Genomic DNA, 14,040 nt, shown 5'->3' with positions numbered 1-14,040 from the left:
ATTTATCTACACAATGAATTTACTCATGACACTTTCTTGGTCACGAACGTGTTGCAGTTGCGTTGACATCGCGTCGTTAGCTGAGTCCGCTGAGTCGGCCACTTGTACTGACAGGTCCTTGATATTAATGGTGTTATTGTTAATTTCTTCAGCAACCAAGCTTTGTTCTTCAGCCGCTGATGCGATCTGAATATTCATATCACTGATTTGCTGAATTGCTTCACGGATACGCTCAATTGCCTGATTGGCTTCTTCCGCTTGCGTCACTGTTTCGTCTGCGGTTTCTTTGCTTTGCCCCATGGCACTGGCAACAGCAGATGCTCCAGATTGTAATTGTTCAATCATGTTACGGATTTCAGTCGTTGATTCTTGAGTACGTTGTGCAAGGGTACGTACTTCATCGGCTACCACCGCAAAGCCACGACCGGATTCACCTGCACGTGCAGCCTCAATTGCGGCATTCAGTGCGAGTAGGTTGGTTTGGTCGGCGATGTCGTTGATCACTTTCAAGATGGTTTCAATATTGCTGGTAGCGGTTTCCAGCTGTTTCACTTCTTCTACTGCTTGATCGATACGTTCTGAAAGTGCGCTGATGGCTTGCGTTGTGTGGTTAAACACTCGGCTGCCGTCTTCTGTTGCGGTATCGGCGTCTTTAGCGGCACTCGCCGCACCTTGTGCATTACCGGCTACGTCTGACGAAGTGGTGGCCATTTCATGCATTGCCGTGGCAAGTTGCTCAAGCTCTTGCATCTGTGTGGCCATCGCGCTTGCTGAATGTTTCGCGCCATCGGCAGTTTTCTCTGTGACCGACATAATTTCTTGGCTAAGCTCTTTGGTTCGGCGAATACGCTCTTGCAAGGTTTCTGCAAATGTATTAAAACCTTGAGCCAACTCTGCAAATTCTGGATCGGTATTGGTATCCAATCGCTTAGTGAGGTCTCCTTGACCCGAAGCGACGTCTTGAATCGCTTGGTTGAGGTTTTGCAATGGTGCCATGAGGGTGCGTATCAATAATTGAAGCGCGAAAATGGAGACCAATAAAGCAATCAAAGCATAGATGATTGAGCTGTTTCTTAAATCGTCTACCGCAGCATAAGCGATAGTTTCATCAAGCATGACGCCCACATACCAATCTTCTCCTGGGATTTTTGAGAAGTCGGTTGCGAAAATTTGCCCGTCAATCTCTACTTCTTGAGTCGTTTCTTTAATCCCAACGTTTGGGAGAAACTCTTTCATTGGTTTGCCATTCATTTTTGCATCTGGGTGCGCAATGATGGTGCCGTCACCCGCAACGATGAATAGGTACCCGGCGTCAAATAAATTAACTTTGTTGACGATAGTGGCAAGGCCCGCAAGGCTTACATCATAGAATATTGCACCAGTAAACTTACCGTTGTTTCGCACGGGTTCTGCAATAGAAACCAAAATTTCATTGGTGGCGGAATCGGCGTAAGGGGCTGTGATGATTAATTTACCTGCATTTTTGGCATCTTTATACCAAGGGCGAGCACGTGGGTCCCACGTTGGGCCTGGATCCCAGCTTGGGTCGTTACTGACATGGGAGCCATCACTTTCGATGCCTAACCCAGCAAGTAAGAAAGAATCAGTGACTGTTTTTTGGCTAATAATGTCTTCGATATTGGCTTCATTGCCATCCAAATAGGCATCTTCTATTAAGCTAGTGGCGTAAGCCGCGATGTCTTTTTTACCTTTTAAGTCTGCGGATACGGTATTTCGAACCCCATCCACGATCTCACTGACACTTGAACTCACTTGTCTTTCAAGCTCACTCTTCATCGCAAAATATTGTTGAGTGGTGAGAAGAGTCAATATTAACAGTAATAGCAAGGACGATGCGGCAACAATCTTATGGCGAAATCTCATGGTCTTCCTTTAACCTCTTGTTAGAAGTTTTATTAATTAATATGTCAAAAATTATGGTTCAATTAATGACAATTTTCCTGTTATTAAAGCCGTGATTTTAATTTTATTGTTTTAACCACTTTACAAGTAGTATAGAGGGCTATCGGTCATCGATGGTGATACTTGAGCTTTTTGTTAGGAAATTGTGATGGTTAAATCGGTTTATTGACGAAATGCGCAACCGATTTCGTCGGTTTTGTTGTTCGGTAGGTTCAGAATTGTCCTATCGGGCAACCGTCATTGCTACGCCATTTATTGGCAGGCTTTCTGGTTCCACCCAAGTACTTCTGAACAAAGGTGTTAGGGTCAAATAATTTATAGAACGGATAATAGTCGAATATGTTATTTGGCGCATGAAAATAGCGCATATATTTAGTTATATACGGGTTTGTCTGGTTGTTTTTCATTAATAAGGTGCATAATTCGGTGCTTTTTGCTTTACTGTAGTTAGGTTGTATATTCGTCATCGCTCAAGGAGGAGAGAGTGGAATTAAGACAAGCGGAATATCAGGATTACGCTAAGATAGCCAAGCTGCATGCCAAAAGCTGGCAAGAGCACTATCGCGGAATTGTCACTGATGCCTACCTAGATAAATTTGCCGCTGATGATCGACTGGTGATTTGGCAAACGCGCCTAACCAACCCGTCTTTTAATCAAAGCGTGTTGTTGTTGGAGGAGGGAGATACCCTCTGTGGTTTTATCTGTGTGTATGGTAACCATAACATCGATAACGGCACTATAATCGATAACTTACATGTAGACTCGGCTTATCAGGGGCATGGACTGGGCACCAAGTTGATGTTAGAAGCGGCTAAATGGACTCAGAAATATTTTCCTGATTCTGGTTTATATTTGGAAGTTCTAAATGAAAATGTGGCAGCTAAGCAGTTTTATCTGGCACTGGGAGGCGAAGTTTCTCATAAGAGCCATTGGAACTCACCATGCGGAACTAATGTAGAAGAATGCATCATAGTTTGGCCGTCGCCACAGCTTTTGTTAGAAAAAGCCCAAGTGTTTGTTTAAGTCTTATTAAGTTTTATAGTTGTAAAAATAGCGCCTGATATGGCGCTATTTTTATGCCCGAACACCAGATATTGTATTTGGAATAGCAAACATTGACATATTTAGTAACATGCAATTTCTTAATTAGCTCATGCTTATGTTTTTCAGGCTCAGAAATTAAGTCATATTACTGAGAAGTAAAACCTAGATCAGAAAAATCACAACATATTTTGGTTAAATGTTGTTCGAATGTGAAATCTGTTCCAAAATGCTACTGGATGCACAAGCATAGAGTGGAAGCGTAATGCAACAGATGGATTTGGATGTCGAATGGCTGACTCGTTCACAGCTGTTTCGAACTAAAATGCTCAAAGGGATGAGCTTGGTGACGTTGTTGGCGGGCTTATTCTATGGTTCGCTTAATTTGCTTTTGCTCGACCAAAAAATGCTGGGTATTTTCGAACTGTGTTTTTCTATTTATTCTGCTTACCTATTTTGCTACGCCGATACCTTTCGTCATCGTCCTCTACACCCAACATTATATGTCGCGACTATTTCTGCAATTATCTTTTTTGCCGTTGCGACGACACCAACTTCTGTCACTGTGTTTGTCTGGATGTTTATCAGCCCAATCATTGCGTATTTGTTATTGGGTAAAGCAAACGGCTTTCGCATTAACCTATTTATTATTCCCGGTGGTATCGCTAACTACACCTGGCAGATCCTCCAACCTGATTCCATCTTAGCGATAAACTCAGCGGCAAATGTCGCGGTGTGTCTGGTTGCGCTGTGGGCGGTAGCTCATGTTTATGAACGCAACAGAGAAGTAACAGAGCGGCAACTAACGTCATTGGCAACCTTGGATCCGCTGACCAAAATCGATAATAGACTCAGCCTTGCTCTAGGGTTCGAGAAAATGGTGACCATGCACCGACGCAAAACTGATGTGTTCAGCCTGTTGGTGATTGACCTCGATTATTTTAAAGCGATTAATGATGAATTTGGACACGATACGGGTGATCAGGTTTTGGTTAAAGTTGCCAGCCTATTAGCAGATACGGCTCGTCTTTCTGACACAGTATATCGTGTAGGTGGCGAAGAGTTTTGTGTCTTACTTCCCTATACCGATCGCCAAAAAGGTCGAGCAATGGCTGAACATTTGAGAAAAGTCATTGCTCGGCATTGCTTTGAAATTGACGGGCAGTGCATTAATATTTCGGCCAGCATTGGTATTTCTGAATATGGTGAAGACGGCATGGCTCTGGACGATATGTTCAAAACTGCTGATGGCCTGCTTTATAAGGCAAAAGATCTTGGCCGAAACCAAGTGGCTTATGCGGTAACTTGATTGCTCGATCAGGCGGCGATATTGCTCAATCTGCCAGTCTCTATTTCTTCATTACTACAGTGAAATCATCGGCTGCATAGCCTTGAATAATAAGGCTCTGCTTTGTCAGTGTGCGACAAAACGTCAGTATATCATTTGGGTTGTAGCTCTGGAGCAGAGTATCGGTTGGGAAAGTGTCTGAATTTAGCAAGTTAAAAATGACCACTTCATTGGCGTTGGCGTACATTCCTTTAATTACATTATATAAATACTTAGGGTTGCTACTGTAATAGTTCAATGAGCCACAGGCGATAATCACATCATGTTTGTTGAGCTTACACCGAGCAAAATCGGCGTGTAAGAAAGTGGCTAGCGGAATGTCCCTTAACTTAGCCGCAGCGATAAACGATTTTTGTTGGTCGATACCGGTATAGGCTTTTAGTTTAAAGTACTCATCGAGATACAGTTTTAAGTCTCCAAAACCACAACCCAAATCCAAAACCGTTTTATTGGTAAAGTCGTATTGCTGTGCAATGGCATTAAAACGTGTCCGCTGAGATGCAGTGTCTTTCCAACCTAAGGTTTTTGGACCGTCAAGTGGCCATTTTTTCTGGCGATCATTATGGTAAAAGTACACGTTTAGGCGATCAAAAAAGTTCAAAGTGACTCCAACACCGTAGGGAAGTTCTTGGGAGTATCCACAGCCTCGTCAAGATAGAAGGATCATTGTAGCAAAAGTCTGGCGTGTTTGATGAACAGCCAAGCCCCAAAAGTGACGTTATCTCCTATACTTATTCCACCTTACTCAGATTCTGATGGGAGTAAATGTATGAGCGAAGCACTGAGGAAAGCATGTTTGGCTTTTTCCAACGGTGAAGTGGATGAACTCTTGCCCTATTTGTCTGAACAAGTGGAATGGCGAAATGTGGGTAAAGAAGTGATCCATGGTATCGATTCGGTAAGAGCGATATGTTATCAATTGGGCTTTGAACCTATTTCGTTGCAGGTATCGAGTCATTTTTCCGGTGAGGAACATATGTTGGTTCAAGGGCATGGGGATGCGGAGCGCGCCTTTAATTTTTGTGATGTTTTCCAATTTGAAAACGATCAAGTTACGGTAATTACTTCGTATTTGGTCATACAAGAAGAGAATAAAACCTGACCTATCGCAATGTGCAGAAGATTAATCTAACTATGATGATTGTAACGATTCGTTACGGATCACTTGCTCGTATTCGGCGCTGAGACCAGCCCACAATAAAAGAGACAGTTATGGATAATCTAGTTGAACGATTTTTACGCTATGTAACTTTTGATACTAAATCAGACCCTAAAAATGCACATTGCCCAAGCAGTGCGGGCCAAATGGTGTTTGCTCAGAGCTTGCAGCAAGAAATGGTCGAACTTGGTCTTGTTGATGTCAGTCTTGATGGCAATGGTTACCTCATGGGCCGTTTGCCGAGTAACGTAGACTACGCCGTTCCCGCTATTGGCTTTATTGCTCATATGGATACAGCACCAGATGCTTCTGGCAAAGACGTAAAACCGCAGATTATCGATGACTATCAAGGCGGCGATATCGCGCTTGGTAAGGGGGACATAGTACTGTCTCCTATTCAATTTCCAGATCTTCATGACTTACACGGTCAAAACCTCATCACAACCGATGGCACTACGCTGTTAGGGGCCGATAATAAAGCGGGTATTGCTGAAATCCTAACCGCGGTTGCGCATCTGCAAGCAAACCCAGATATTAAGCATGGTGATATCTGCATTGGCTTTACACCAGATGAAGAGATTGGCCGAGGTGCGAACCTGTTTAATGTAGCGAAGTTTGGTGCTCAGTGGGCATATACGGTGGACGGCGGACCATTAGGTGAATTGGAGTTCGAAAACTTCAATGCAATAAGCGCCGATGTAATCTGTCATGGTGTTAACGTTCATCCGGGCACAGCAAAAGGAAAAATGGTCAACTCAATGAACATTGCCGCTCAATTCCAAGCGATGATGCCAGCTGAGGAAACCCCAGAAACCACATCGGGCTACGAAGGTTTTTATCATTTGAAATCTATGGAGCCAAGTGTTGCTAAAACAGAACTCGGTTACATTATCCGTGATTTTGATGCCGCTGAAACGGATCGCCGTAAAGTGTTTATGCAGCAAAAAGTGGATGAGTTAAACAGTAAGTTAACCAAAGGTCATGTTGAGTTGGTTCTAACGGATTGCTATCGCAACATGAAAGAAATGGTAGAACCTCACCCACATATTATCGACATTGCAAAACAGAGCATGATTGAGTGCGACGTAGAGCCATTGATCAAACCGATTCGCGGCGGCACAGATGGCGCAAGGCTTTCGTTTATGGGATTGCCTTGCCCGAACATCTTTACTGGCGGTTATAACTTCCACGGTATTCATGAGTTCATCTCAATTGAACAAATGGAGCAGTCGGTATTGGTGATTGCTAAGATTGCGCAAAATACGGCGAAATACCATCGTTAGATAAGGCGGAAGGCATTAGGCGGAAGGCAGAAGGTTGAATTATCTTCCGCCTTTAGCCTCTAAGCCGTTTGCAGAGTTAAGTTAGCCACCCAGCGCTTTTCTCGGTAGCGGCGGAAGCATAGGTAGAAGCGAACAAATTCTTCGCTGACAATGGCTAAGTAAACCCAGTTAAAGCTCCATTCACCTAAGAATGCGCCAAATAAAGTCAATGGAATGCCGAAAGACCACATCGCAATCAAATCCATTTTGATGAAGAACATGTGCTCTCCTCCGGCTCTCAATACGCCGTTGATGATGGTCATGTTAAGCATCCGAATCCAGATACCAAACGCCATTACTCCTAGTGCAGGTAACGCCATCGCTGCAAGCTTAGGTGAGTCCAAATTCAAAACGCTAATTACCCAGTCGCGGCTCAAGTACAGAGCTAGACCAAGAGAAAGGCCTAATGCCAAAACCCATTTTATAATGGTGACAGATATGGCTTGTGCGTCTTCAAATTCATCCCGGCCAAGAGATTGACCAACAAGCACTGAACAGGCCACTGCAATACCAAAGAACAGTGCGTAGCAAAGTGATTCAAATGGTCCAATCATGCTATAAACGGCTAACTCTGTTGTGCCCATATGACCTATGATCATTTGGTACGTCAGCGTGCCTGCAGCCCATAAAACCGCGCTGCACGAGCTTGGAATCGCCAGCTTTTTGAAAGACATCCATAAAGTATGGTGTTTTTTAATATAGTGGCTGGTTACAAGCCAGTTTTTGCTCCACATCAGCACTGCCCACATCATAAATACCTGTAGAGCTCGAGCAATGGTGGTCGCTAATGCTGCGCCAGCAACGCCCATTGCTGGAATGCCGTAGCCGCCACGGATCAGTAAAAAATTCAGTGCAATGTTAATTGCAACCGTTATGGCGCCTATGATTAGAGGCAACATCGCATTGCCGCTTGAGCGTAATGCGGATTCGACTGTAATCACAAAATGCGTTAGTAAGAGCACAGGAAAGCTATATATTAGATATTCAACGCCTAGGCTAATCACTTGTTCGTCAGTGGTTTGCAGTAGCATTATCTGCCCAGCAAAGAGCGTCAGAATCGCGGTTACTGGAATAATGAGTGCTGTGCCAAACTTAAGCGCTTGTACCGTTACCGTTTTAGCGTGTACTTTGTCTTCTTTGCCCCAGTATTGTGATACAAGTACGCCGGTCGCAGCGGCCATACCTGCCATAATCATGGTAGCAACGAATTGCCATTTTGAGGCGATGCCAACGGCCGCAGTCGCGTGTTGGCCAAATTCACTTACCATTAAGACGTCTGCTAATGCCAAGATAGAAACCAGTGCACTTTGGATGGCAACTGGGAACGCGAGCTTAAGTACTCGAGGCAATAGAGCGTGCGGGCGAACGGTAGGTGTTAAAGAATGTGTTTTCATATTATGCCCTCCTGATTTAGGCGAAAAATATAACTAAGTACGAGCATAAACAAAATGTTTAAAAAACCAGAAAACCTGTGCGAATTTGACATGTCTAAATTTCAACCTAAAAATCATTGGCAAGATGAAATACATTTGGGTGACGATTGTCGAGAACGATTTCTCACGCAGTCCGACTTTCCAGAGTTCGTTGACAACAGTGTTTTTATGGCAGGCTTAACCGTACTTCAAGACGAATACCATGTAGAACGTTCTGATCCGAGTATTCATACTTTGCTGTTTACTCTTGAGGGGCGAGGAGTGCTCATCACGGTCGATGATGTAAGGGTTATAGAGCCAAATACGGTAACGTTACTTCCAGCGCATCAACCGTTTCGGTTTGAAATATTGTCGGCGGATGATGGTTGGAAAATGTCTTGGATGTTGTTAGGTAATGTGGCTAAGTGGCTTCCTCTTATCTCTCAGGGGCAGAGAATAGAAAACACCCCATCATGCGAGCAACTCTGGTCATTTCTGAGCTTACTTCATAATGAAATTGGTGGGCGGGTCAGTTATAGAAAGCTGTTTGTAAGTGAACTGTCTCGTTTGTTGATTGGATCTGCTCATCAAGATGCACCATCCAATACTATTATTCGAATTCAGAGTGTTTTCAACGACGTAGAGTCGCAATTGCATCACCCATGGAGCGTAAAAGCGATCGCCGAACAGAGTTTCATTGGAGTCGAGCAACTCAACCGGATTTGTAAGCAACTGTATGGTTGCACGACCCAACAGCGCTTGATTGCATTGCGAATGGAAAAGGCGACTGATTTACTCCATTACAAGGATTGGTCCGTTGGCATGATTGCCCAGCGCTTAGGCTATCCAGACCCTTTTAATTTCACTCATCGATTTCGCCAGTATCACGGTTGTTCGCCACGGGATTATCGACGGAAATTGGATCTGTAATGAGATGGGTTAGAGCTTATAGCTGGTCTGGTTAGTGACAGACAAGCAAACCTGTGCCAGCCACTTCATCTGTGGGCTGTCTCTTTGACTGCGTCGGTAGCTCATAACTTGATTAAACTGGAAATCAAAATTTTCAGGCAGTGGAATAATTCGAGTACCGTCAGGTATGTGTTCTGCAGTCGTGAATGAAAAGTGATCGCTAGAACGAACCAGTTGATGACAAGCATGGATCGATTCAATGCGAACAGCCCGTTCGAAATGATAACCGTAGTTCTTAAGTTTCTCTACCAAGTGTAAGCGCTTGTCATTCCACCCCGGAGTAAGCAAGCCCGCAAGAGGGAACGATTGTAGGTCTTCCAAGGTTTTTGCAGGGTGGTCTTTCCTGACAAATGCGGAAACCTTGCCTGATATTAACGGTTGCTGGTAAAGCGACTGAGGCAAGCTTTCGGTAAAAACATGAATGGCTAGGTTGCCATCGCCGCCGAGCAGGTTGTCTAGCTTCTTATTACTCCAGTGCTCTAGAGTGACCAGACTATGAGGTGCTTGTTCTTTGATGGCTAGGTACAGCTTTGCGCCATACGTTTCCATAAAGTAGCTCTGTAAATAGAGTTTGATTGGTTCGCGGTGAGTTTTGGGATCAAAATTGTCTTTTTTTACACTGTTAATACAGGTTAACACTGACCGAAAATAGTGGATGTTACTCCGCAAGAAAGAGGTCGGCTCAAAAAGGGTTCCGGTCTGTACGAATAGAGGATCATCCAACTCTTGCTTTAATTTAGCCAGTGTCTTGCTAATGGCACTCGACGTTTTGCCTTGTGCACTGGCGACGGACTTTACGCTGCCCAGATCGTACATTTTGACCAATACATCTATGTTATTAATATCGATATTCATAAAAGGCTGATACCTGCAAAAGTAAGAGGAATTTAGAACTGACCGATAGCCATTGAGTTAGTTCCTTTCCAAGTTGGAAATCCCGCATTTCCTCGAGAATAGTGACGTTTCATTTTAAAGTTATTCTATCGAAACGAAACGAGGCATTCTCATGAAAAAATTAATTATCGCTCTATCTATTGTCTTTTCTGCTACGGCAGCAGCGGGAACGTGTGGCCCGAATGTGAATGCTGATGCGCCATGTTCAACAATGACGGATAATCAAATCCAAAGCGAGCGTATTATTCACCCAGCGTCAATGAATCAAGATGATGATGTTACGGCGGTTCGCTTTACTACTGTTCATTCTCCGTTGACTCATGAAAAAATGATGGAACCAAACGACAACCGCTAGACGGACGTTTACGGCCTCACGGACGAGGTTTGCTTCTTTATGTTGCAATGCAGTTAAAAGGCGTTGGTTAGCTCTAATAAAAGCGCAATCATTAGTTCATAGTTATTGCTAGTGCTATCAAAAATAGTTTAAAATCCGCCGTTCTCTTCTAATCTCAGAATAAATCATGCTTGATGTATCAATCCTCCCTGTCTATTTAACGGCAGTGGTTGCTCTCTTATTACTCCCTGGCCCCGACATGTTACTCATTGCTAGCTCTAGTATCAGCTATGGGCGTAAGGTTGGATTTTTTGCCAGTCTAGGCAATGCGACATCGGGCATTATTTTAACGTTATTAGCCGCTTTAGGTGTATCAGCTATGATTGCAATGAGCCCGATAGCGTTAAAAGTTTTGCATGTTTTAGGGGGCGCGTACTTGCTGAAAATGGGCTGGGACTGCCTGCGTTCGCAAGCGGCTGACGTCCCTGAGCTTGGTAGTGAAAAAAAGATGGCCGGCGCCTTTTACCAACGAGCGTTGGTCAGTAATTTATTAAACCCGAAAGCGTTAGTTTTCTTCGTCATGTTTTTGCCACAGTTTGTTTCTGGCAACATTACTGCAAGCTCGGGTGAACAAATGTTGGCATTGGGGCTATTACTCAATGTATTGGGCCTTGCGTTTAATTTACTCTTAGTGGCATTGGTTGGAACGCTAGGTAAAGGGTTACTTGAAAACGCAAAGTTTAGGCAGTATCAACATAAGGTCATGGGTGGCGTGTTTGTTCTGCTGGCTTTATGGATGTTAAGCGCTTAGCGTGAAGCTCGTTCCTATTCAATGGTTGTTTGACGCCTTCTTCCGAGAGGGCGTTTTTTATCATCAATTAAAGACGCTCATCTTTGAGTTCGAAACAACACATTTCTAACCCTTAACTCGTATTCATAAAGCCGGAAAATACTGGCGGAAGAAAAAAATAGGATGATTTTTGAACGCAATCAGATAGGGGTGTTATATTTAATAGAATACTAATAAATAGAAATACTCGCTTTTACTTTTGATGCTCAAGACGATGTAGGAACCAATCATGAATATTGTACAGCTAACATGGGAACAAACCGTTCCGGTTAGGCAGGAAGTATTGTGGCCTGGCATGCCTGAAGATTTTTGTTATGTAGTCGGAGATGAACAGGCGCAGCACTATGGGGTAGAAATCGATGGGGAACTAGTGACGGTTGCGTCAGTTTTCATTGATGAAGATGAAGAAACTGCAAGAGTTAGGAAGTTTGCCACGCTGCTTGAACATCGGCATGAAGGGTTAGGCAGTGCGTTGTTAGAACATATTTTGAGTGATGTACAGCGGTTCAATGTGCATTATTTTTGGTGTATTTCACGCGAATCGACGGTGGATTTTTATAAGCGCCTTGGCTTGCATATTGAAGATGACCGTTTTTCTAAGTGCGGTATTAATTTTTACCGGATGAGTTGCCAGTTAGGTGAGAGTATTCCACATGCGCCTCATGATTCCCCGCTTCATTCTTAACTCATTCTCGCGCTTTCCTCGCTAAGCTCTCGTTGTTGATAAGCATCCGTTTTTCGGTGCTTTATTGATTCTGCCTTGTTATTCATTTAATCGTATAACTTTCATCAATTTGTGTTGGTGTTTTTTTGCACCGTTTTGTTAATTGCTTCCGCCGAAGCCATTTAATAGCACCGGTAAAGTGATAAAAACTCTAATTTCATTAAAATAAATGATTGAAGTTCTATTTTTTAGCAGTTAGGTTAAGGGGAAGGATAAAAGACACCACCGCATATATAAGCAGTAAAGGTGTTTACGCTAAATTAAACAGGATGATGTAAGTATGTACCAAACCGACGATGTTCGTATCAGCAAAGTAAAAGAGCTTCTACCACCAGTAGCGGTATTAGAAAAGTATGCAACGACTGAAGTTGCCGCTTCTACTACGTTTGAAGCTCGTCAGGCCATCCACAATATCTTAGAAGATAAAGACGATCGCCTGTTAGTTATCGTTGGCCCGTGTTCAATTCACGACACAGAGGCTGCGCTAGAATACGGCAAGAAACTTAAAGTGTTGCGTGACGAGCTAGGCGATAAGCTAGAAATCGTGATGCGCGTTTACTTTGAGAAACCGCGTACAACGGTTGGCTGGAAAGGTTTGATTAACGACCCTTACCTTAATGATACTTATAAGCTAAATGATGGCCTGCGCATTGGTCGCAAGTTGTTACTAGACTTGACGGACATGGGTATGCCTACAGCGAGTGAATTCTTAGATATGATCACGCCTCAGTACATTGGTGATTTGATCAGCTGGGGTGCTATCGGCGCTCGTACTACGGAATCTCAGGTTCACCGTGAACTCTCTTCAGGCCTATCTTGCCCTGTTGGCTTTAAAAATGGTACAGACGGCAACATCAAGATCGCATCAGACGCGATCCGCAGTGCTGGCGCTTCTCACCACTTTTTGTCGGTAACTAAGTACGGCCACTCTGCCATCATCGAAACTGCCGGTAACCCAGATTGCCACATCATTTTACGTGGTGGTAAAGAGCCGAACTACAGTGCTGAACACGTTGCTTCTATTAAAGATGAGTTACAAGCGTCTGGTCTGCCACAAAAAGTGATGATCGACTTTAGCCACGCTAATAGCTCTAAGCAATACAAACGCCAAATGGTAGTAGCCGAAGATGTTTCGGCGCAACTGGCAGCTGGTGAGCAAGCGATCTTTGGTGTGATGATTGAGTCGCATATTGTTGAGGGTCGTCAGGATCTAGTCGACGGTAACGCACCAACTTACGGTCAGTCTATCACTGATGCTTGTATTGGTTGGGATGATACGGAAACGGTATTACGCCAACTTGCAGGTGCCGTTGAAGCACGCCGTAACGCGTAATTGACGGAACTTATCGCTAAGAGTCATTGTTGCTCTGGTTGTGGTATTTTTAGTGAAGAGCAGCGATAACGCTGCTCTTTTTTATGTCTATTGCTATTCTGATGCCACGCTTATTGGATTGGATTCCATAATGCTAATTTTTACTCGCCTTCGCTGCCGTAATATTCTGGATTGTAGCGAAGTACCATGCCTTTCATAGCGTTGAATACAATGTCACGGTGCTCAGGAGCCACATGGCTAACGGCATCTTCCATTTCTTGATTGATAATGACGGACAGTTCGTCATGAATCTTTTTGCCTTTAAGGGTTAAGAAAATCTTCTTGGCATTTTTATGTGTTGGATCTGGCGTTGACGCAATGTACTCATTTTTTTCAGCGTGACGGATTAGGCTAGTCATTGTGCCTTTACTTCGAAGTAGACGTTCAGCCAAGACGCTTGGACGCAGTCCGTCTTCCCAATCGAGTTCCATCAGTACTAACAGTTGCTCTACATTGATTTCTTTATGCAGCTTCTGAATTTCTAATTGAATACGATTTTGCATTTGGCGAGTAGCGATCCAGCTGATACCCGCTGTTGTTTGATAGGGCTTTAGTACATTTTTATCCGACACGAGCTGATTCCTCAATCTATTCATAATCTTTATTGGGTCATAATAACCATAAGATAGTTCGAAGTGAAAGTTGTTTCGGATACTTTTTGAAGTATTTCCGATGCTTACATTTAAAGTTT

14 protein-coding genes are annotated in these 14,040 nt (G+C 43.6%); 9 read left to right on the top strand and 5 right to left on the bottom strand.

The annotated features are described in order from the left end of the window. Window positions 1-6 precede the first annotated feature (6 nt). Window positions 7-1,884, bottom strand: coding sequence for a methyl-accepting chemotaxis protein (locus QWZ04_RS16540; protein WP_290329360.1), 1,878 nt, complete (start codon window positions 1,882-1,884; stop codon window positions 7-9). Window positions 1,885-2,407: 523 nt separating this feature from the next. Here QWZ04_RS16540 and QWZ04_RS16535 point away from each other — a divergent pair. Next, window positions 2,408-2,947, top strand: a complete 540-nt coding sequence (locus QWZ04_RS16535) for a GNAT family N-acetyltransferase (RefSeq protein ID WP_290329359.1) — start codon at window positions 2,408-2,410, stop codon at window positions 2,945-2,947. Between the two features lie 283 nt (window positions 2,948-3,230). Next, complete coding sequence (locus QWZ04_RS16530) at window positions 3,231-4,274, top strand: GGDEF domain-containing protein (RefSeq protein ID WP_290329358.1); 1,044 nt, start codon at window positions 3,231-3,233, stop codon at window positions 4,272-4,274. Between the two features lie 40 nt (window positions 4,275-4,314). Here the strand turns inward: QWZ04_RS16530 and QWZ04_RS16525 are convergent, their stop codons facing one another. Then, entirely contained in the window at window positions 4,315-4,914 is a 600-nt protein-coding gene (locus QWZ04_RS16525; RefSeq protein ID WP_290329357.1) for a class I SAM-dependent methyltransferase, read from the bottom strand. A 168-nt stretch (window positions 4,915-5,082) separates the two neighbouring features. On the opposite strand from QWZ04_RS16525, the gene QWZ04_RS16520 reads away from it, so the two are divergent. Together QWZ04_RS16520 and pepT are read left to right on the top strand one after the other, a co-directional pair. Continuing rightward, complete coding sequence (locus tag QWZ04_RS16520) at window positions 5,083-5,415, top strand: nuclear transport factor 2 family protein (protein WP_290329356.1); 333 nt, start codon at window positions 5,083-5,085, stop codon at window positions 5,413-5,415. Window positions 5,416-5,525: 110 nt separating this feature from the next. Beyond that, window positions 5,526-6,755: a peptidase T gene (pepT, locus tag QWZ04_RS16515; protein ID WP_290329355.1), complete on the top strand. Its 1,230-nt coding sequence runs from the start codon at window positions 5,526-5,528 to the stop codon at window positions 6,753-6,755. Window positions 6,756-6,814: 59 nt separating this feature from the next. On the opposite strand, the gene QWZ04_RS16510 is transcribed toward pepT, so the two are convergent. Beyond that, a complete protein-coding gene (locus QWZ04_RS16510) occupies window positions 6,815-8,188 on the bottom strand; it encodes an MATE family efflux transporter (protein WP_290329354.1) in 1,374 nt (457 codons plus the stop codon). A gap of 90 nt (window positions 8,189-8,278) precedes the next feature. On the opposite strand from QWZ04_RS16510, the gene QWZ04_RS16505 reads away from it, so the two are divergent. Next, entirely contained in the window at window positions 8,279-9,136 is an 858-nt protein-coding gene (locus tag QWZ04_RS16505) for a helix-turn-helix transcriptional regulator (RefSeq protein WP_353958863.1), read from the top strand. A gap of 9 nt (window positions 9,137-9,145) precedes the next feature. Here the strand turns inward: QWZ04_RS16505 and QWZ04_RS16500 are convergent, their stop codons facing one another. Beyond that, window positions 9,146-10,030, bottom strand: coding sequence for a LysR family transcriptional regulator (locus QWZ04_RS16500; RefSeq protein WP_290329352.1), 885 nt, complete (start codon window positions 10,028-10,030; stop codon window positions 9,146-9,148). Between the two features lie 151 nt (window positions 10,031-10,181). Here QWZ04_RS16500 and QWZ04_RS16495 point away from each other — a divergent pair, with 151 nt between their 5' ends. The 4 genes from QWZ04_RS16495 (at window position 10,182) to aroG (ending at window position 13,310) form a co-directional block, all read left to right on the top strand. Then, window positions 10,182-10,424: a hypothetical protein gene (locus QWZ04_RS16495; protein ID WP_290329351.1), complete on the top strand. Its 243-nt coding sequence runs from the start codon at window positions 10,182-10,184 to the stop codon at window positions 10,422-10,424. A 166-nt stretch (window positions 10,425-10,590) separates the two neighbouring features. Next, the gene (locus QWZ04_RS16490) at window positions 10,591-11,214 is read left to right on the top strand and encodes a LysE family translocator (RefSeq protein ID WP_290329350.1); all 624 of its coding nucleotides are present in this window, start codon (window positions 10,591-10,593) and stop codon (window positions 11,212-11,214) included. Between the two features lie 268 nt (window positions 11,215-11,482). Then, a complete protein-coding gene (locus QWZ04_RS16485; RefSeq protein WP_290329349.1) occupies window positions 11,483-11,938 on the top strand; it encodes a GNAT family N-acetyltransferase in 456 nt (151 codons plus the stop codon). Between the two features lie 319 nt (window positions 11,939-12,257). Further along, on the top strand, window positions 12,258-13,310 hold the full coding sequence (aroG, locus tag QWZ04_RS16480) for a 3-deoxy-7-phosphoheptulonate synthase AroG (protein ID WP_290329348.1): 1,053 nt from the start codon (window positions 12,258-12,260) through the stop codon (window positions 13,308-13,310). 140 nt (window positions 13,311-13,450) lie between these two features. Here the strand turns inward: aroG and QWZ04_RS16475 are convergent, their stop codons facing one another. Next, window positions 13,451-13,921: a MarR family winged helix-turn-helix transcriptional regulator gene (locus QWZ04_RS16475; protein WP_290329347.1), complete on the bottom strand. Its 471-nt coding sequence runs from the start codon at window positions 13,919-13,921 to the stop codon at window positions 13,451-13,453. Window positions 13,922-14,040: the final 119 nt, after the last annotated feature.

Origin of the sequence: Vibrio tapetis subsp. quintayensis, assembly GCF_030409945.1 — a bacterium.
Taxonomy (GTDB): Bacteria; Pseudomonadota; Gammaproteobacteria; order Enterobacterales; family Vibrionaceae; genus Vibrio; species Vibrio quintayensis.
This window is presented reverse-complemented; position numbering and strand designations above follow the sequence as displayed.